General features: G+C 62.1%; 19 protein-coding genes. 18 read left to right on the top strand and 1 reads right to left on the bottom strand.

The window, feature by feature from the left end:
• Positions 1-16 precede the first annotated feature (16 nt).
• From AO268_RS30615 to AO268_RS30605, 3 genes are all read left to right on the top strand, one after another.
• Positions 17-1,225, top strand: coding sequence for a glycosyltransferase family 4 protein (locus tag AO268_RS30615; protein WP_099170766.1), 1,209 nt, complete (start codon positions 17-19; stop codon positions 1,223-1,225).
• On the top strand, positions 1,222-2,394 hold the full coding sequence (locus AO268_RS30610) for a glycosyltransferase family 4 protein (protein ID WP_099170765.1): 1,173 nt from the start codon (positions 1,222-1,224) through the stop codon (positions 2,392-2,394). The genes AO268_RS30615 and AO268_RS30610 overlap by 4 nt, the downstream gene beginning before the upstream one ends.
• An 85-nt stretch (positions 2,395-2,479) precedes the next feature.
• Positions 2,480-4,045, top strand: a complete 1,566-nt coding sequence (locus AO268_RS30605) for a methyl-accepting chemotaxis protein (protein WP_076961249.1) — start codon at positions 2,480-2,482, stop codon at positions 4,043-4,045.
• An 85-nt stretch (positions 4,046-4,130) separates the two neighbouring features.
• Here AO268_RS30605 and AO268_RS30600 read toward each other — a convergent pair whose 3' ends face one another.
• Positions 4,131-4,823 carry an alpha/beta family hydrolase gene (locus tag AO268_RS30600; protein WP_099170764.1) on the bottom strand — a complete coding sequence of 231 codons (693 nt, stop codon included), beginning with the start codon at positions 4,821-4,823 and terminating at the stop codon, positions 4,131-4,133.
• 79 nt (positions 4,824-4,902) lie between these two features.
• Between AO268_RS30600 and ccoN (AO268_RS30595) the strand changes: the two genes are divergently transcribed.
• The 15 genes from ccoN (AO268_RS30595) (at position 4,903) to AO268_RS30525 (ending at position 18,347) form a co-directional block, all read left to right on the top strand.
• Positions 4,903-6,327 (top strand): cytochrome-c oxidase, cbb3-type subunit I, encoded by a 1,425-nt coding sequence (ccoN, locus tag AO268_RS30595; protein WP_076961247.1) that lies wholly within the window; start codon positions 4,903-4,905, stop codon positions 6,325-6,327.
• A 10-nt stretch (positions 6,328-6,337) separates the two neighbouring features.
• Positions 6,338-6,946, top strand: coding sequence for a cytochrome-c oxidase, cbb3-type subunit II (ccoO, locus tag AO268_RS30590; RefSeq protein ID WP_029300055.1), 609 nt, complete (start codon positions 6,338-6,340; stop codon positions 6,944-6,946).
• Positions 6,947-6,949: 3 nt separating this feature from the next.
• Positions 6,950-7,168, top strand: coding sequence for a cbb3-type cytochrome oxidase subunit 3 (locus AO268_RS30585; protein WP_076961246.1), 219 nt, complete (start codon positions 6,950-6,952; stop codon positions 7,166-7,168).
• A complete protein-coding gene (gene ccoP, locus AO268_RS30580) occupies positions 7,165-8,088 on the top strand; it encodes a cytochrome-c oxidase, cbb3-type subunit III (protein WP_099170763.1) in 924 nt (307 codons plus the stop codon). The genes AO268_RS30585 and ccoP (AO268_RS30580) overlap by 4 nt, the downstream gene beginning before the upstream one ends.
• A 536-nt stretch (positions 8,089-8,624) precedes the next feature.
• Positions 8,625-10,067 (top strand): cytochrome-c oxidase, cbb3-type subunit I, encoded by a 1,443-nt coding sequence (gene ccoN / locus AO268_RS30575; RefSeq protein ID WP_076961244.1) that lies wholly within the window; start codon positions 8,625-8,627, stop codon positions 10,065-10,067.
• Positions 10,067-10,675: a cytochrome-c oxidase, cbb3-type subunit II gene (gene ccoO / locus AO268_RS30570; RefSeq protein ID WP_076961243.1), complete on the top strand. Its 609-nt coding sequence runs from the start codon at positions 10,067-10,069 to the stop codon at positions 10,673-10,675. The genes ccoN (AO268_RS30575) and ccoO (AO268_RS30570) overlap by 1 nt, the downstream gene beginning before the upstream one ends.
• 5 nt (positions 10,676-10,680) lie before the next feature.
• A complete protein-coding gene (locus AO268_RS30565; RefSeq protein ID WP_003175465.1) occupies positions 10,681-10,866 on the top strand; it encodes a CcoQ/FixQ family Cbb3-type cytochrome c oxidase assembly chaperone in 186 nt (61 codons plus the stop codon).
• The gene (gene ccoP / locus AO268_RS30560; protein ID WP_076961242.1) at positions 10,863-11,837 is read left to right on the top strand and encodes a cytochrome-c oxidase, cbb3-type subunit III; all 975 of its coding nucleotides are present in this window, start codon (positions 10,863-10,865) and stop codon (positions 11,835-11,837) included. Before AO268_RS30565 ends, ccoP (AO268_RS30560) begins: the two co-directional genes overlap by 4 nt.
• Before the next feature lie 149 nt (positions 11,838-11,986).
• A complete protein-coding gene (locus AO268_RS30555) occupies positions 11,987-12,241 on the top strand; it encodes a type II toxin-antitoxin system Phd/YefM family antitoxin (RefSeq protein ID WP_099170762.1) in 255 nt (84 codons plus the stop codon).
• Positions 12,241-12,651 (top strand): type II toxin-antitoxin system VapC family toxin, encoded by a 411-nt coding sequence (locus AO268_RS30550; protein WP_099170761.1) that lies wholly within the window; start codon positions 12,241-12,243, stop codon positions 12,649-12,651. Before AO268_RS30555 ends, AO268_RS30550 begins: the two co-directional genes overlap by 1 nt.
• Before the next feature lie 207 nt (positions 12,652-12,858).
• Positions 12,859-14,274, top strand: a complete 1,416-nt coding sequence (gene ccoG, locus AO268_RS30545) for a cytochrome c oxidase accessory protein CcoG (RefSeq protein WP_099170760.1) — start codon at positions 12,859-12,861, stop codon at positions 14,272-14,274.
• 14 nt (positions 14,275-14,288) lie between these two features.
• On the top strand, positions 14,289-14,828 hold the full coding sequence (locus AO268_RS30540) for a FixH family protein (protein WP_076961238.1): 540 nt from the start codon (positions 14,289-14,291) through the stop codon (positions 14,826-14,828).
• 142 nt (positions 14,829-14,970) lie between these two features.
• The gene (locus tag AO268_RS30535; protein WP_099170759.1) at positions 14,971-17,421 is read left to right on the top strand and encodes a heavy metal translocating P-type ATPase; all 2,451 of its coding nucleotides are present in this window, start codon (positions 14,971-14,973) and stop codon (positions 17,419-17,421) included.
• A gap of 22 nt (positions 17,422-17,443) precedes the next feature.
• Positions 17,444-17,671, top strand: a complete 228-nt coding sequence (ccoS, locus tag AO268_RS30530) for a cbb3-type cytochrome oxidase assembly protein CcoS (RefSeq protein ID WP_057960320.1) — start codon at positions 17,444-17,446, stop codon at positions 17,669-17,671.
• Positions 17,664-18,347 carry a sulfite exporter TauE/SafE family protein gene (locus tag AO268_RS30525; RefSeq protein WP_099170758.1) on the top strand — a complete coding sequence of 228 codons (684 nt, stop codon included), beginning with the start codon at positions 17,664-17,666 and terminating at the stop codon, positions 18,345-18,347. The genes ccoS and AO268_RS30525 overlap by 8 nt, the downstream gene beginning before the upstream one ends.
• Positions 18,348-18,421 lie beyond the last annotated feature (74 nt).

Below are 18,421 nucleotides of genomic sequence, written 5' to 3'. Positions count from 1 at the left end.
ACAGGAGTGGGTTCACGTGCCCCGTATTGCCATGATCGTCTGGAACGAATTCCGTCACGACGCCCGGGTCTTGAAACAGGCCCAGACACTGCAGTCGGCGGGCTATCACGTCACGGTATTCGCGCTGCATACCCCCGGCGTGACCCGTAGTAAAGAAACCCTCACGGAGGGTATCCAGGTGATACGGGTAGCCCGCCGTCCGCTATGGCGATGGCGCGGCGCCAAGGTGCCCCCATCGACGGGCGCGCCGGCTGCCGGCAACCCCATGACCGCCCTGCGCGTCGTGGCGCGGCTGTGGACCCATATCGGCCTGGTAACGCGTATCGCCTGGCATCGCGCAAGCGTGATCCACGCCCATGACGTCAATACCCTGCCCAGTGCCTGGCTCGCCGCCCGGCTCAGTGGCGCAAAGCTGGTGTATGACGCCCATGAGCTCAGCACCAGCCGCGAAGGTTACGGGCGCTATCGCCAGTGGGTGGCGCGGGTCGAGCGCACGTTGATGCCCAGGACTGACGGCAACATCACCACCACCCAGGCCCGGGCGAAGTTCTTTGCCCGGGCCTACGCCATTGCCCGCCCGCAGGTGCTGCAGAATCGGCCACGGTTCAGCAACAGCCCGCCGACACAACGGATCCGCGCGGAACTGGGGCTGTTGCAGCCCTGGCCGATCGTCGTCTATCAGGGTGGATTGCAGCAGGGACGCGGGCTGGAGCGCCTGCTGCGGGTAGCAGCCAGCGTACAGAATGCGTACTTCGTGCTGATCGGCGGCGGAAAACTGAGCGTACCGCTGATGACATTGCGCGATGAACTGGGCTTGACTGAACGCGTGCATTTTATCCCGGTGGTGCCCCTGGCGGAGTTACCCAGCTACACCGCATCGGCCGACATTGGCGTACAGCCCCTCGAAAACACCTGCCTGAACCACTTCACCACCGACTCCAACAAACTGTTCGAGTACGTGATTGCCGGGCTGCCGGTGATCGCCACGGACTTCCCGGAAATTCGTCGGATTGTCAGGACCCATGACATCGGGCTGCTGGTGCCGGCGGGCGACGACCTGCCACTGCAAACGGCTCTCACGCGCCTGCTGAATGATCCCGCGCTACGCCGCCGGTATGCCGGCAACACACGAGTTGCCGCCAGATACTTGAACTGGGAACAGCAGGAGGCAGAGCTGGTGACGCTGTACCAGCGGTTAGCGGGCAAGGGCCGGGGGCATCCATGACCACCCGTATCCTGCTCTTGAGCTTCTACTACCCGCCTGACCTGGCAGCCTTCCGTGTCGAAGCGATGGTCGAGGCCCTGCTGGCGCACCCTGGCGGCGAGGTGCAGATCGACTTGCTCACCACTCACCCCAACCGCTATGCCACCTCCTACACCGCCGACAGCGCTGACCCGCAGCGCCCGGGGCTTTGTATTACGCGCATAGCCCTGCCCAGGCACGCCAACAACTTCTGCGATCAGGCCTGGGGGTTCACGGCCTATGCCCGCGGGGTGCGCCAGGCGATAAAAGGCAAGGCGTACGACTTGATCCTTGCTTCGTCCTCGCGGCTGATGACCGCCGCCCTGGCCGCCACTATCGCCCACACGCGCAAGACTGCGCTCTATCTGGATATCCGCGATATTTTCGTCGATGTGTTGCCCGAGCTTTTCCCCGGTATCCGGGGCAAGGTCCTGGCCCGGCTGTTTGCCGTGGTCGAACGACTGACGATCAACCAGGCGTCGCGGGTCAACCTGGTGTCACCGGGGTTTCTCGCTTATTTCGTCGAACGCTATCCGCACAAGACGTTTTCCACCTTTACCAATGGCGTGGACGATGCCTTTTTCAAGCCACCGCTCCCACAGGGCCCAGCCCGCGCACCCACCGACCGACTGAAAATTGTCTATGCTGGCAATATCGGTGCTGGCCAGGGCCTGGAAAAAATCATCCCGCCGCTGGCACAACGGCTGGCTGACAGCGCCTGCTTCTCGGTGATTGGCCATGGCGGCACCCTGCAAAAGCTGCGCGACGAGCTGCAACGCCTGCAGATCACCAATGTCGAGCTGATTGCCCCCAGGCCCCGCTCCCAACTCATTGATGACTATCAAGAGGCCGATGTGCTCTTTTTGCACCTCAATACATTCCAGGCGTTCCTCAAGGTCGTCCCCTCCAAACTGTTCGAGTACGCCGCCACCGGCAAGCCGATCCTGGCAGGCCTGGCCGGCTATCCAAAACACTTTGCTACCACTCATATCGCCAACGCTTCGGTGTTTACCCCCGCCGACCTGGAGGCAGCCATCGCCGCCCTGGCCCGCTTGAAACTGGAGCCCACCGACCGCTCGGCCTTCATCCGCGACTACGCCCGGACCACCATCCAACAGCGTATGGCTGTCGACATCCTGGGCACCCGCTGAGGCCGCGCCGATTATTGCAAAAATTAAGTTAAATAAAAGCCCGCCGCGGCCGACAACCCGTCAAAGCCTTGCGGATTGATCAATCATGCGTAATAACCAACCCGTTACCCAGCGCGAACGTACCTTCCCGGCTCAACAAAGGTTGATCTCCACGACCGATGCCAAAGGCGTGATCACTTACTGCAACGACGCGTTTGTCGAGATCAGTGGGTTTTCCCGGGAAGAGCTGATGCGCGCCCCACACAACCTGGTTCGTCACCCCGACGTGCCGGCGGCCGTGTTCGGGCACATGTGGGCGACGCTCAAACAAGGCTTGCCATGGATGGGCATCGTCAAGAACCGCTGCAAGACCGGCGATCACTACTGGGTCAACGCCTATGTGACCCCGGTGTTCGACGGCGAACAGGTGGTCGGCTACGAATCGGTACGGGTCAAGCCGACCGCCGAGCAGATCCGCCGCGCCGAAGCGCTGTACCTGCGGATCAACCAGGGCAAGTCGGCGATCCCACGCAGCGACCAATGGCTGCCGGTGCTCCAGGACTGGCTGCCGTTTATCCTGGTCAGCCAGCTGGGCTTCCTGATCGGCATCTGGTTCAACTCGCACTGGGGCTTTGCCCTGGCCGCCGCCTTGTCGGTGCCGCTGGGCCTGCTTGGCCTGAGCTGGCAACAGCGCGGCCTCAAGCGCCTGCTGCGCCTGGCCGAACAGACCACCTCCGACCCGCTGATCGCGCAGATGTACACCGACAGCCGTGGCGCGCAAGCACGCCTGGAGATGTCGATCCTCAGCCAGGAAGCCCGCCTGAAGACCTGCCTGACCCGTTTGCAGGACACCGCCGAGCATCTGAACGACCAGGCGCGGCAGTCCAACACCCTGGCCCACAACAGCTCAACGAGCCTGGAGCGCCAGCGCGTGGAGACCGAACAGGTGGCCACCGCGGTCAACCAGATGGCCGCCACCACCCAGGAAGTCGCCAGCCATGTACAGCGCACGGCCGATGCGACCCAGGAAGCCAATCGCCTGACCAGCCGTGGCCGCGACATTGCCGGGGAAACCCGCGAAGCCATCCAGCGCCTGTCGGTGGTGGTCGGGGAGACCGGGAGCACCGTGACCCAACTGGCCAAGGACAGCGACGAAATCGGCGGTGTGGTGGATGTGATCAAGGGCATTGCCGACCAGACCAACCTGCTGGCCCTGAACGCCGCCATCGAAGCGGCACGTGCCGGTGAGATGGGCCGCGGGTTTGCGGTGGTGGCCGATGAAGTGCGGCAACTGGCGCAACGCACCAGCGAGTCCACCGGGCAGATCCATGCCCTGATCGCCAAGTTGCAACAGACCGCCAGCACCGCCGTGCAGACCATGGATGCCGGGCATCGCCAGGCTGAAGAAGGCGTGGCCCGGGTGATGGAGGCTGACGCAGCGCTGGTGGGGATCAGCGAGGCGGTGGCGCACATCACCGACATGACCACCCAGATCGCCGCCGCGACCGAGGAGCAAAGCTCGGTGGCCGAAGAGATCAGCCGCAATATCAGCACCATTGCCTTGTTGGCGGACCAGACGTCGGAGCAGGCGTTGAACTCGGCGCAGTTGAGTGAGGAGCTGACCCATACGGCCAATACGCAGTATTCGCTGGTGGAGCGGTTTAACCGCTAGATCGCTATCGCAGGCAAGCCAGCTCCCACATTTTGATCTGTGAATACATTCAAAATGTGGGAGCTGGCTTGCCTGCGATGAGGCCCTAACAGCCGCCGAGAAACCCAGCCACCTTCCCCGCCGCAGCCTCCAAATGCTGCTCATGGGTAAACCCCGAAGCCTTCAACGGCTTCAGATCATGATCCCCCGCCACCAGCCACATCACCTCGATGCCCGGCGACAGCACATAACCCTGCACCGCCGCCCGATTGCCCAACGCATCGCGCTCGCCCTGCACAATCAAGGTCGACGTCTTCAGCCCGGCCAAGTGCTCGACCCGGGGCTTTTGCGGCTTGCCCACCGCATAGAACGGATAACCCAGGCACACCAGCGCATCAACCGCCAGTTCATCGGCCAGTAAACTGGCCATTCGCCCGCCCATGGACTTGCCGCCGATAGCCAGCGGCCCAGCGACATGACGTCGCACCTGGGCATACACCTCGCGCCAGCATTCCAACAGTCTGGGGGCCGGGTTCGGTGGGCGTTTGCCACCGTCCACACGGCGCTGGGCCATGTAGGGAAACTCGAAGCGCAACACGTTGACCCCATGCCCGGCAAGGCGTGCAGCCATGTCGCCCATAAAGCCCGAATCCATCGGCGCACCGGCACCGTGAGCCAGGATCAGCGTCGGTGATTGGCCCACGTCAACGCTCGTGGCCGCATTCCACAACCACCCGTGTTCACGCACACACTGCGCCCATTGATCCCCGTCAATACTGGCCTTGTGCTCTTTGCCCATGCTTACCTCGCTTTTTAGTCTGCCTATAACTCCAGCCCAAGTGCCGTATCTGCTTGGGTTGAACCGTGGATGGGGAACCATGAACACTACTTTAAGTACCGCCTATAACTACAAGGTGGTCCGCCAATTCGCCATTATGACGGTGGTGTGGGGCATCGTCGGCATGGGGCTCGGGGTTTTTCTCGCTGCCCAGTTGGTATGGCCCGAACTCAACTTCAACCTGCCTTGGACCAGTTTCGGTCGATTGCGCCCACTGCACACCAACGCGGTGATTTTCGCGTTTGGTGGCTGTGCGCTGTTTGCCAGCTCCTTCTACGCGGTACAACGCACCTGCCAGACCCAGCTGTTCGCGCCGAAAGTCGCCGCGTTCTGCTTCTGGGGCTGGCAGTTGGTGATTGTACTGGCAGCGGTCAGCTTGCCGCTGGGCTACACCAGCTCCAAGGAATACGCCGAGCTGGAATGGCCGATCGACATCCTGATCACCATCGTCTGGGTCGCCTATGCCATCGTGTTCTTCGGCACCGTGGCCAAGCGCAACACCAAGCACATCTACGTGGGCAACTGGTTCTTCGGTTCGTTCATCATCACCGTGGCGATCCTGCATATCGTCAACAACCTGGAAATCCCGGTCAGCCTGACCAAGTCCTACTCCCTCTACGGTGGTGCGACGGATGCCATGGTGCAGTGGTGGTACGGCCATAACGCCGTAGGTTTCTTCCTCACTGCGGGCTTTTTGGGGATGATGTACTACTTCGTGCCGAAACAGGCCGAGCGTCCGGTCTACTCCTATCGCCTGTCCATCGTGCACTTCTGGGCACTGATCACCCTGTACATCTGGGCCGGTCCGCACCACCTGCACTACACCGCGCTGCCGGACTGGGCACAGTCCCTGGGCATGGTGATGTCACTGGTTCTGCTGGCGCCAAGCTGGGGCGGCATGATCAACGGCATGATGACCCTCTCGGGCGCCTGGCATAAGCTGCGCAGCGACCCGATCCTGCGCTTCCTCGTTGTATCGCTGGCGTTCTACGGCATGTCGACCTTTGAAGGGCCGATGATGGCGATCAAGACCGTTAACGCCCTGTCCCACTACACCGACTGGACCATCGGCCACGTACACGCCGGCGCTCTGGGTTGGGTGGCGATGATTTCCATCGGCGCGCTGTACCACATGATCCCGAAAGTCTTCGGTCGCGAGCAGATGTACAGCCTCGGCCTGATCAACGCGCACTTCTGGCTGGCCACTATCGGCACCGTGCTCTACATCGCCTCGATGTGGGTCAACGGCATTGCCCAGGGCCTGATGTGGCGTGCGGTCAACGAAGACGGCACCTTGACCTATTCCTTCGTCGAAACCCTGGTGGCCAGCCACCCAGGCTTCATCGTGCGGTTGGTGGGCGGGGCGATCTTCCTCAGCGGCATGTTCCTGATGGCTTACAACACTTGGCGCACCGTGCGTTCGGCACAACCTGCCGAAGTGGCCGCTGCGGCGCAGATGGCCTGAGGAGTCGATGATGAAACACGAAACGATTGAAAAGAACGTCGGCCTGCTGATGCTGCTGATGGTGCTCGCCGTGAGTATCGGCGGCCTGACGCAGATCGTCCCGCTGTTCTTCCAGGACGTGACCAACAAGCCGGTCGAAGGCATGAAGCCCTACACCGCGCTGCAACTGGAAGGCCGTGACATCTACATCCGCGAAGGCTGTGTACAGTGCCATTCGCAAATGATCCGGCCGTTCCGCGCCGAGACCGAACGCTACGGCCACTACTCGGTCGCCGGCGAAAGCGTGTGGGACCACCCGTTCCTGTGGGGCTCCAAGCGTACCGGGCCGGACCTGGCCCGGGTGGGCGCACGCTACTCCGACGACTGGCACCGCGCGCACTTGTACAACCCGCGCAACGTCGTGCCTGAGTCGAAGATGCCGGCCTACCCATGGCTGGTCACCGCCCAGGTCGACAGCAGCCACACCGAAACCAAGCTCAAGGTCATGCGCACCCTCGGCGTGCCGTACACCGACGCGGACATCACCGCGGCCGTGGACAGCCTCAAGGGCAAGACCGAAATGGACGCCCTGGTCTCCTACCTGCAAGTGCTCGGCACTGCAATCAAGAGCAAGAGGTGAACCATGGGTTTTGAACTGGATACCGGAATGATCCGCGGCCTCGGCACGCTGGTGGTGGCGATTGCCTTCATCGGCCTGTCGCTGTGGGTGTTCAACGCCAAGCGCAACCCGGAGTTCGCCGAGGCCTGCCTGCTGCCATTTGCCGATGAGCCTAAGCCTGACGCCATCGACACCCCATCCGACGCTCAAGAAGAGCCTGTAACAAGGAGCATTCGGCCATGACTACCTTTTGGAGTACATGGATCTGTGTACTGACCCTGGGCAGCCTGATCGGCCTGACCTGGCTGCTGTTCGGCACCCGCAAGGGCGAGACCAAGGGCAGCGTCGACCAGACCATGGGCCACGCCTTCGACGGGATTGAGGAGTACGACAACCCCCTGCCCCAATGGTGGTTCCTGTTGTTCGCCGGCACCCTGGTGTTTGCCGTCGGCTACCTGATCCTCTATCCCGGCCTGGGCAACTGGAAAGGCGTCTTGCCGGGCTATGAAGACGGCTGGACGCAAAACAAGGAATGGGACAAGGAAATGGCCAAGGCCGACGCCAAGTTTGGGCCGATCTTCGCCAAATTTGCTGCCATGCCCGTGGAAGAAGTGGCTAAGGACCCGCAAGCGTTGAAAATGGGCGGCCGCCTGTTTGCCTCCAACTGCGCGGTGTGCCACGGCTCTGACGCCAAGGGTGCCTATGGCTTCCCGAACCTGGCGGACACCAACTGGCGCTGGGGCGGGTCGGCGGAGGCAATCAAGCTGACCATCATGAACGGTCGCCATGCCGCCATGCCGGCCTGGGGTGAAGTACTGGGCGAAGACGGAGTGAAAAACGTCGCCGCCTATGTACGCCAAGACCTGGCCAAGTTGCCGCTGCCGGCTGACAGCAAGGTCGACCTGGCCGCTGGCAAGCAAGCGTTCGACACCACCTGCGTAGCTTGCCACGGCCCAGAGGGCCGCGGTGTCGAAGCCATGGGCGCGCCGAACCTGACGCAACCTGCCGGGTTCATCTATGGCACCAGCCTGGCGCAGTTGCAACAGACCATCCGCCACGGCCGCCAGGGCCAGATGCCGGCGCAGGAAGCCCTGCAAGGCAATGACAAGGTTCATCTGTTGGCGGCTTACGTTTACAGTCTGTCGCAGAAGGAGCAGAAGTAAGCTTCAAGCTGCAAGCTGCAAGAGAAGGGTTCTCAACTCGGCTCTTGCAGCCCTCTCCCTCCCCGCTCCAAACTTTCCGTTTGCAGCTTGCTACTCACCACTGCGCCCTGCGCCCCATTGTCGCACCCTTCCAAAGCACACCTTTCCCCTCTCGCCATTCGGGTCTACGCTTGTTTCGACAGTGGGCCGGCGTTGGTCGGTCGCAGCTCGACTTGCACTCGACGAGTCAAACGCTCCAGCAGGGTGACAGGCGCAAAGGCTGGCAGTGACCGGCTATCGCGCCATTGACCGCTCATCCCCCCGCCAGCGTGTTTGCACTGACCTCGGCGCAAGGACCTGCGTCCGCTCAAAATTCCTGTCCAACCCGTCAGCTTTTCATTTTGGATTTTGTCCTTACGCCAAACATGGAAAGGGCGCAGAATCTGGTTTGTAAAGCATTGACGCAGGTCAGCGTTACGTTGCAATGGCACCTCGCTTTCTCCATACTTGCGACCGATTTTTATCCTAATAAAACACCTAAACCGTGGAACCTTAGAATGAGCACAGCAATCAGTCCGACTGCTTATAACTATAAGGTAGTCCGCCAGTTCGCCATCATGACGGTGGTCTGGGGGATCCTTGGCATGGGGCTCGGTGTCTTCATCGCCTCGCAACTGGTCTGGCCGGAGTTGAACTTCGACCTGCCATGGACGACGTTTGGACGCCTACGCCCACTGCACACCAACCTGGTGATCTTCGCCTTCGGCGGATGTGCACTGTTTGCCACTTCCTACTATGTCGTGCAGCGAACCTGCCAGACGCGACTGATTTCCGACGGTCTCGCCGCCTTCACCTTCTGGGGCTGGCAAGCGGTCATCATCGGCGCCATCATCACCCTGCCAATGGGCTTCACCACCACCAAGGAATACGCGGAATTGGAATGGCCCCTTGCCATCCTTCTGGCGATTGTCTGGGTGGTCTACGGCATTGTGTTCTTTGGCACCATCGTCAAGCGCAAGACCAAGCACATCTACGTCGGCAACTGGTTCTACGGCGCATTCATCGTCGTGACGGCGATGCTGCACATCGTCAACCACGCGTCCTTGCCGGTGAGTTTCTTCAAGTCCTACTCGGCCTACGCCGGTGCGACCGATGCGATGATCCAGTGGTGGTACGGCCACAACGCCGTAGGTTTCTTCCTGACCACCGGTTTCCTGGGGATGATGTACTACTTCGTGCCAAAACAGGCCGAGCGTCCGATCTACTCCTATCGCCTGTCCATCGTGCACTTCTGGGCGCTGATCACCCTGTATATCTGGGCCGGTCCTCACCACCTGCACTACACCGCGTTGCCAGACTGGGCACAGTCCCTGGGCATGGCCATGTCGATCATCCTGCTGGCGCCCAGCTGGGGCGGCATGATCAACGGCATGATGACCCTCTCGGGCGCCTGGCATAAGCTGCGCACCGACCCGATCCTGCGCTTTTTGGTGGTGTCGCTGGCGTTCTACGGCATGTCGACCTTTGAAGGCCCGATGATGGCGATCAAGACCGTCAACGCCCTGTCCCACTACACCGACTGGACCATCGGCCACGTACACGCCGGCGCTCTGGGCTGGGTAGCGATGATCTCCATCGGCGCGCTGTACCACATGATTCCCAAGCTCTACGGCCGGGCGCAGATGCACAGCATCAGCCTGATCAATACCCACTTCTGGCTGGCCACTATCGGCACGGTGCTGTACATCGCCTCGATGTGGGTCAACGGCATCACCCAGGGCCTGATGTGGCGTGCGATCAACGACGACGGCACCCTCACCTACTCCTTCGTCGAAGCGCTGCAAGCCAGCCATCCTGGTTTCATCGTGCGTGCCTTAGGCGGCGCGTTCTTTGCCAGCGGCATGCTGTTCATGGCCTACAACGTGTGGCGCACCGTGCGTGCGGCAGACCCTGTAGCCGCTGAAGCCGCCACCAAGATCGCTGTTGTGGGAGCCCACTGATGAAGCATGAAGTAGTCGAGAAGAATATCGGCCTGCTGGCCTTCTTCATGGTCATCGCCGTGAGTATCGGCGGCCTGACCCAGATCGTTCCGCTGTTTTTCCAGGACGTGACCAACAAGCCGGTCGAAGGCATGAAGCCGCGCACCGCCCTTGAACTGGAAGGCCGCGACATCTACATCGCCAACGGCTGCGTACAGTGCCACTCGCAGATGATCCGCCCGTTCCGTGCCGAAACCGAACGCTACGGCCACTACTCGGTCGCCGGTGAAAGCGTGTGGGACCACCCGTTCCTGTGGGGTTCCAAGCGTACCGGCCCGGACCTGGCCCGGGTTGGCGGTCGTTACTCCGATGACTGGCAGCGTGCGCACTTGTACAACCCGCGCAACGTGGTGCCCGAGTCGAAAATGCCGGCGTACCCGTTCCTCGTGGAAAACAAGCTCGACGGCAAAGACACTGCCAAGAAAATGGAAGTCTTGCGCACCCTCGGCGTGCCTTACACCGACGAAGACATCGCCGGTGCCCAGGCAGCCGTCAAGGGCAAGACCGAAATGGACGCGCTGGTGGCCTACCTGCAAGGCCTGGGCACCATCATCAAAAGCAAACGGTGATCTGAATGGATATCGGGATGATTCGAGGCCTGGGCACCGTTGTCGTGATGGTGGCCTTTATCGGCCTGGCGTTGTGGGTGTTCAGCCCCAAGCGCAAGTCAGAGTTTGAAGACGCGACCTTGTTGCCTTTTGCGGATGATCCCGAAGCCATCAAGCACGTCGAGCAAGCTTCTAGGAGTAACAAAGAATGACTACGTTCTGGAGTCTGTACGTCACAGTCCTCAGTCTGGGTACCATTTTTGCCCTGACCTGGCTGCTGCTGTCAACCCGCAAGGGCCAGCGCGCCGAACAAACCGACGAGACCGTTGGCCACTCGTTCGATGGTATCGAGGAATACGACAACCCACTGCCCAAGTGGTGGTTCATGCTGTTCGTCGGCACCATCGTGTTTGCCCTGGGTTACCTGGTGCTATACCCCGGCCTGGGCAACTGGAAAGGCCTGCTGCCGGGCTATGCCTACCTCGATAACGACAAGCAAACCCAGTTCGCCAACGGCCAGAGCGGCTGGACCGGCGTGCACGAGTGGGAAAAGGAAATGGCGCGCTCGGACGCCAAGTTCGGGCCGATCTTCGCCAAATTCGCGGCCATGCCCATTGAAGAAGTGGCCAAGGACCCGCAAGCCCTGAAGATGGGTGGCCGCTTGTTCGCCTCCAACTGCTCGGTCTGCCACGGTTCCGACGCCAAGGGCGCCTATGGCTTCCCCAACCTGACCGACGCCGACTGGCGCTGGGGCGGCGAGCCGGAAACCATCAAGGCCACCATCATGGCTGGCCGCCATGCGGTGATGCCAGGCTGGGCTGAAGTCATCGGTGAACAAGGCGTGGCCGACGTGGCCGGCTTCGTGCTGACCAACCTCGATGGCCGTAAACTGCCGGAAGGCGCCAAGGCCGACGTGGCCAACGGCGAGAAGTTGTTCGCCACCAACTGCGTGGCCTGCCACGGCCCGACCGGTAAAGGCACCCCTGCCATGGGCGCGCCGGACCTGACCCACCCGGGCGCGTTCATCTACGGCTCCAGCTTCGCGCAACTGCAGCAGACCATCCGTTACGGCCGCCAGGGCCAGATGCCTGCACAAGAGCACCTGCAAGGTAACGACAAGGTGCATTTGCTGGCGGCGTATGTTTACAGCCTGTCGCACAAAGAGCAGCCAGAGCAGAAGTAAGCTTTAGGCTGCAAGCTGCAAGAAAAAGCTCCGTACAGTGCATGCTGGCGGGGCTTTTTTGTATCTGGTGAAGCGCATCGACCGCTTGAAGCTCGCCACTTCAACGTAGTAACGTAACTACATTCACCCATCCCGCTGGGAGGCGCTCCATGACAATTACGACAATCTCCAGCCGCGAATTTAACCAAGACACAAGCGGTGCCAAAAAAGCCGCGCGCCAAGGACCGGTTTTTATCACCGACCGAGGCAAGCCTGCCCATGTACTGCTAAGTATTGAGGACTACCAAAAATTGACAGGCCTCAACGCCGATATTGTTGACCTGTTGGTGATGCCAGAGGCGGCGGACATCGAGTTTGAAACCGAGCGCGCCGTGATCATTGATCGACCCGTGGACCTCTCTTGATGTATCTGCTCGATACCAACGTCATTTCCGAGTTACGCAAACCCCAGGCCGACAAAAATGTGGTGGCCTGGGCCAAAACCGTCGCCGCGCCGCGCCTGTATATTTCGGCGATTACCTTGAAGGAACTGGAGACCGGGGTGCTGCGCATGGAGCGCCGTGACCCCGCGCAAGGCAAGGTCTTGCGCACCTGGCTCAAACGCCATGTCATGCCGGCCTTCGATGCCAGGATCCTGCCGATTGACGCGGCCGTGGCACTGCGCTGTGCCAGCCTGCATGTACCGGATCGAGACAACGAAAGTGATGCACTGATCGCCGCAACCGCTCTGGTTCACGGCCTGACCGTGGTCACCCGCAATGTCGCCGACTTCCAAGGCAGTGGTGTGATACTGATCAACCCATGGGACGAATGACCTTCGGGCCCTGAAAAACCGTCCATACTCATCCTGTCAATTGATTCAAGTCACGTACACCATCAATTGATTTCCCCCAACGCGACCAAAGGTCGCACCCGTTCATCGGTACTACAGGCGTATCATTACGCCACTGCAAGACCCCTATTTTGACCCTGGCCGGCACGTACTGGCCAAGGCAAATCTCCACTGCCGTGGGATGCAATGATGAGCAACCAGATTCCGGTACATGACGTTACCCCGCCTGCCAAAAAAACCAGCGACACCGTCGATCTCTACGCCTCGCGGGAGAAAATCTACACCCGTGCCTTCACCGGGATGTTCCGCAATCTGCGGATGCTCGGCGGCGCCGGGTTGTTCCTGCTGTACTTCGGTACGGTGTGGCTGAACTGGGGCGGGCACCAGGCTGTCTGGTGGAACCTGCCGGAGCGTAAGTTCTTTATTTTCGGTGCGACATTCTGGCCCCAGGATTTCATCCTGCTGTCGGGCATCCTGATCATCTCGGCCTTCGGCCTGTTCTTTATCACCGTGTACGCCGGGCGTATCTGGTGCGGCTACACCTGCCCGCAAAGCGTGTGGACCTGGATCTACATGTGGTGCGAAAAGGTCACCGAAGGCGACCGCAACCAACGGATCAAGCTGGACAAGGCGCCGATGAGCGCCAACAAGTTCCTGCGCAAACTCAGCAAACACACGCTGTGGCTGTTGATCGGCTTTGTCACTGGCATGACCTTTGTCGGCTATTTCTCGCCGATCCGCGAGCTGGTGTTCGAGTTCTTCACCGGCCAGGCCGATGGCTGGTCGTACTTCTGGGTCGGCTTCTTCACCCTCGCCACCTACGGCAACGCCGGCTGGCTGCGCGAGCAAGTGTGCATCTACATGTGTCCGTATGCGCGCTTCCAGAGCGTGATGTTCGACAAGGACACCCTGATCGTGTCCTACGACCCACGTCGTGGCGAAGTGCGTGGCCCACGCAAGAAAGGCGTCGACTACAAGGCCCAGGGCCTGGGGGATTGCATCGACTGCACCATGTGCGTGCAGGTCTGCCCCACCGGGATCGACATCCGTGACGGCCTGCAGATCGAGTGCATTGGCTGCGCCGCCTGCATCGACGCCTGCGACACCATCATGGACAAGATGGACTACCCTCGCGGGTTGATCAGCTACACCACCGAACATAACCTGTCGGGGCAAAAAACCCACAAGTTGCGCCCACGCCTGATCGGCTATGCGCTGGTGCTGCTGGCGATGATCAGCCTGCTGGCCACGGCGTTCTTCATGCGCTCACTGGTGGGTTTCGATGTCAGCAAGGACCGCGTGCTGTACCGCGAAAACGCCGAAGGGCGGATCGAGAACGTCTACAGCCTGAAAATCATGAACAAGGACCAGCGCGACCACACCTATGTGCTGGACGCCAGCGGCCTGCCGGACCTCAAGCTGCAAGGCAAGCGCGAGATCAAGGTTGCCGCCGGGGAAATCTTCACCCTGCCGGTGGAGCTGTCGAGCGCGCCAGAACAAATGCCGTCGAGCACCAACGAGGTGAAATTCATCCTCAAGGATGCTGACGATGACAGCATCCACGTAGAAGCCAAGAGCCGGTTCATCGGCCCACAAATTCGTTAAAAGAGAGCAGAACAATGCCCGTAGCAACTGCCGCAAGCCCCTGGTACAAGCATCTCTGGCCCTGGATCATCATTGCCATCCTGGCCTGCTCGGTGACGCTGACCCTGTCCATGGTGACCATTGCGGTGAACCACCCGGTCAACCTGGTCAACGACAATTACTACGAGGCCGGCAAAGGCATCAACCGCTCCCTGGACCGCGAATTGCTGGCCCAGACCCTGCAAATGCGCGCCAACATGCATTTGGATGAACTGACCGGCGAAGTGGAGCTGTTCCTCACCGGCAACAGCGGGCCGACCACCCTGGAACTGAACCTGATTTCGCCGACCCAGCCGGAAAAGGACCGCAAGGTCGTACTCACCCGCAGCCAGAGCGAGCCGGGGCGCTATATTGGCCAGGTGACCGACAAGGTCGAGGGCCGGCGCTTCGTCGAACTGCTGGGGGTGGAAGGTGACCGCACCTGGCGCATGTTTGAGGAAGAAGACGTCAGCCACGGCACGGACCTGAAGCTGGGTGACGAGCCGTTACAGGGTGCTGAAGACCTGAAGAACTGACAGCCTGCGCTTCGCGCATCGCGGGCAAGTCGAATCGTCGCACCGCCGCTCCCACAGGAGATCGCGATCAAATGTGGGAGCGGCGGTGCGACGATTCGACTTGCCAGCGATGAGGCCCTCCCGCCCACACAGATCCAGAACCATGACCAGCCCAACCCCCTGCTACCACTGCGCCCTCCCCGTCCCGCCTGGCAGCCGCTTCACCGCGGTGATCCTCGGCGAGCCCCGCGAGCTCTGCTGCCCGGGTTGCCAGGCGGTGGCCGAAGCCATTGTCGCAGGCGGGCTGCAAAGCTATTACCAACACCGCAGCGAGGCCTCGGCCAACCCCGAAGCCCTGCCCGTGCAGTTGCTGGACGAACTGGCACTGTACGACCGCGCCGATGTGCAAAAACCCTTCGTGCGCCACGACGGCGACCTGGCCGAAGCCACCCTGTTGATGGAAGGCATCAGTTGCGCCGCCTGTGGCTGGCTGATCGAGAAACACCTGCACAGCCTGCCAGCCGTGGCCGAGGCGCGGCTGAACCTGTCCAACCATCGCCTGCACGTGCGCTGGGCCGACGGGCAATTGCCGTTGAGCCAGGTGCTCAGCGAGTTGCGCCAGATCGGCTACGCCGCCCACCCGTATCAAGCCGACCGCGCCGCCGAACAACTGGCCAGTGAAAACCGCCTGGCCCTGCGCCAACTGGGCGTGGCCGGCCTGCTCTGGTTCCAGGCGATGATGGCGACCATGGCCACCTGGCCGGAATTCAATATCGACCTGAGCCCCGAGCTGCACGAGATCCTGCGCTGGGTCGCGCTGTTTCTGACCACCCCCATTGTGTTCTACAGCTGCGCGCCGTTCTTCAAGGGCGCCATGCGCGACCTGCGCACCCGCCACCTGACCATGGATGTCTCGGTGTCGCTGGCCATCGGCGGCGCTTACCTGGCGGGCATCTGGACGGCCATCACGGGGGTGGGCGAGCTGTATTTCGATGCCGTGGGCATGTTCGCCCTGTTCCTGCTGGCCGGGCGTTACCTGGAGCGCCGCGCCCGGGAACGCACCGCCGCCGCCACCGCCCAACTGGTCAACCTGCTGCCCGCCTCATGCCTGCGCCTCAAACACGATGGCCAGAGCGAACGTATCCTGCTCACCGAACTGGCCCTGGGCGACAGGGTGCTGGTGCATCCGGGTGCCATCCTGCCGGCCGACGGGGTGATCCTGGAGGGACAGTCGAGCATCGATGAATCCCTGCTCACCGGCGAATACCTGCCACAACCGCGACAGGCCGGCGACAGCATCACCGCCGGCACCCTCAATGTCGAAGGCCCGTTAACCGTGCAAGTGCGCGCCCTGGGCCACGACACCCGCTTGTCGGCCATCGTGCGCCTGCTGGAACGGGCCCAGGCCGAAAAACCACGCCTGGCCCAAATCGCCGACCGCGCCGCACAATGGTTCCTGCTCTGCTCGCTGATCGCCGCCGCGGTGATTGGCCTGTTGTGGTGGGAGCTGGATGCGTCGCGGGCGTTCTGGATTGTCCTGGCGATGCTGGTGGCAACCTGCCCGTGCGCCCTGTCCCTGGCAACCCCCACCGCACTGACCGCCGCCACCGGCACCCTGCACAAACTCGGCCTGCTGCTGACCCGTGGCCATGTGCTCGAAGGCTTGAACCAGATCGACACGGTGATTTTCGACAAGACCGGCACCCTCACTGAAGGCCGCCTGGCCCTGCGTGCCATCCGGCCACTGGGCGCGATGAGCAGCGACCTGGCCCTGGCCCTGGCCGCCGCCCTCGAAAACCGCTCCGAACACCCGATTGCCCGGGCTTTTGGCCGTGCCCCGCTGGCGGCTGATGAGGTGCTCAGCACCCCGGGCCTGGGGCTCGAAGGCCGGGTCGGCGAACGCCTGCTGCGCATCGGCCAGCCTGGTTTCGTGTGTGAATTAAGCGGCTGTGCGATGCCCGATTCGCCGCAAGATGCCGGCCAATGGCTGCTACTGGGCGATACCGGCGGCGCCCTGGCCTGGTTTGTCCTGGATGATCGCCTGCGCAGCGATGCGCCGGCACTGCTGGCCGCGTGCAAGGCGCGAGGCTGGCGCACCTTGCTGCTGTCGGGCGACAGCTCGCCGATGGTCGCCAGCGTGGCCGCCGAATTGGGCATCGATGAAGCCCGTGGCGGCCTGCGCCCGGATGACAAGCTGCAAGTGCTGCAACAGCTGCACAAGGAAGGCCGCAAGGTATTGATGCTCGGTGACGGCGTGAATGACGTGCCGGTGTTGGCCGCCGCGGATATCAGCGTGGCCATGGGCTCGGCCACTGACCTGGCGAAAACCAGCGCCGATGCGGTGCTGTTGTCCAACCGCCTGGATGCCCTGGTGCAAGCCTTCAGCCTGGCTCGGCGCACACGCCGGGTCATCATTGAAAACCTGCTGTGGGCCGGGCTGTACAATGGCCTGATGTTGCCGTTTGCCGCCCTCGGTTGGATCACGCCGATCTGGGCCGCGATCGGCATGTCCCTCAGTTCGTTGACCGTGGTGCTCAACGCCCTGCGCCTGACTCGCTTGCCGCGCGCCAGTGCCGCGAGCGCCACCCCACAGCCCCGCCCGCTTCCGGCTTGAGCCGCGCGGGCCTGGAGTAGCGATGCCAGCTCTTTACGTAATGATTCCTGCGGCGCTGCTGATCGTCGCCATCGCCATCTACATCTTCTTCTGGGCGGTGGACAGCGGCCAGTATGACGACCTCGACGGGCCGGCCCACAGCGTGCTGTTCGATGACCAGGACCCCAAGCACCTGGCCGCTGTCGACGAGGCCAGCAGCCACCCGCAGCCACCGGCCAAGCCAGACGAACCGGCGCCGCCCCATGCTTGACCTCGCGCCGCTGCTGGTTTCCGCGCTGATCCTCGGCCTGCTGGGTGGCGGCCATTGCCTGGGCATGTGTGGCGGCCTGATGGGTGCACTGACCCTGGCCATCCCCCCGGAACAGCGCAGCCGGCGTTTTCGCCTGCTGCTGGCGTACAACCTGGGACGCATCCTCAGCTATGCCACCGCTGGCGTCTTGATCGGCCTGGCCGGCTGGGCCGTGGCCAACAGCCCGGCGGCGATGTTCATGCGTATCCTCGCCGGCCTGCTGTTGATCAGCATGGGCCTGTACCTGGCCGGCTGGTGGAGCGGCCTGACCCGTATTGAAAGCCTCGGGCGCGGCCTGTGGCGCCATATCCAGCCGTTTGCCAACCGTTTGCTGCCGGTGTCCAGCCTGCCCCGCGCCTTGCTGCTGGGCGCACTGTGGGGCTGGCTGCCCTGCGGCCTGGTCTACAGCACACTGTTATGGGCCGCCAGCCAGGGCAATGCACTGGACAGCGGGCTTTTGATGCTCGCCTTCGGCCTCGGCACCTGGCCGGTATTGCTCGCCACCGGGCTGGCGGCAGAGCGTGTCACCGCGCTGTTGCGCAAACGTAGCGTGCGCATGGCCGGCGGCCTGCTGGTGATCCTGTTTGGCCTGTGGACGCTGCCCGGCCCCCATCAGCACTGGCTGATGGGCCATTAAAAGGCCATGTGGCATAGCGCCGCTCCCCGTTGATACAAATCAAGATGCCCCGCCAGCCATGCCCCTAGACTCGG

Source organism: Pseudomonas sp. ICMP 8385, from assembly GCF_002699915.1.
Lineage (GTDB): Bacteria > Pseudomonadota > Gammaproteobacteria > Pseudomonadales > Pseudomonadaceae > Aquipseudomonas > Aquipseudomonas gessardii.
Note: the sequence above shows the minus strand (reverse complement) of the source record. Positions and strands in the feature narration are given on the sequence as shown.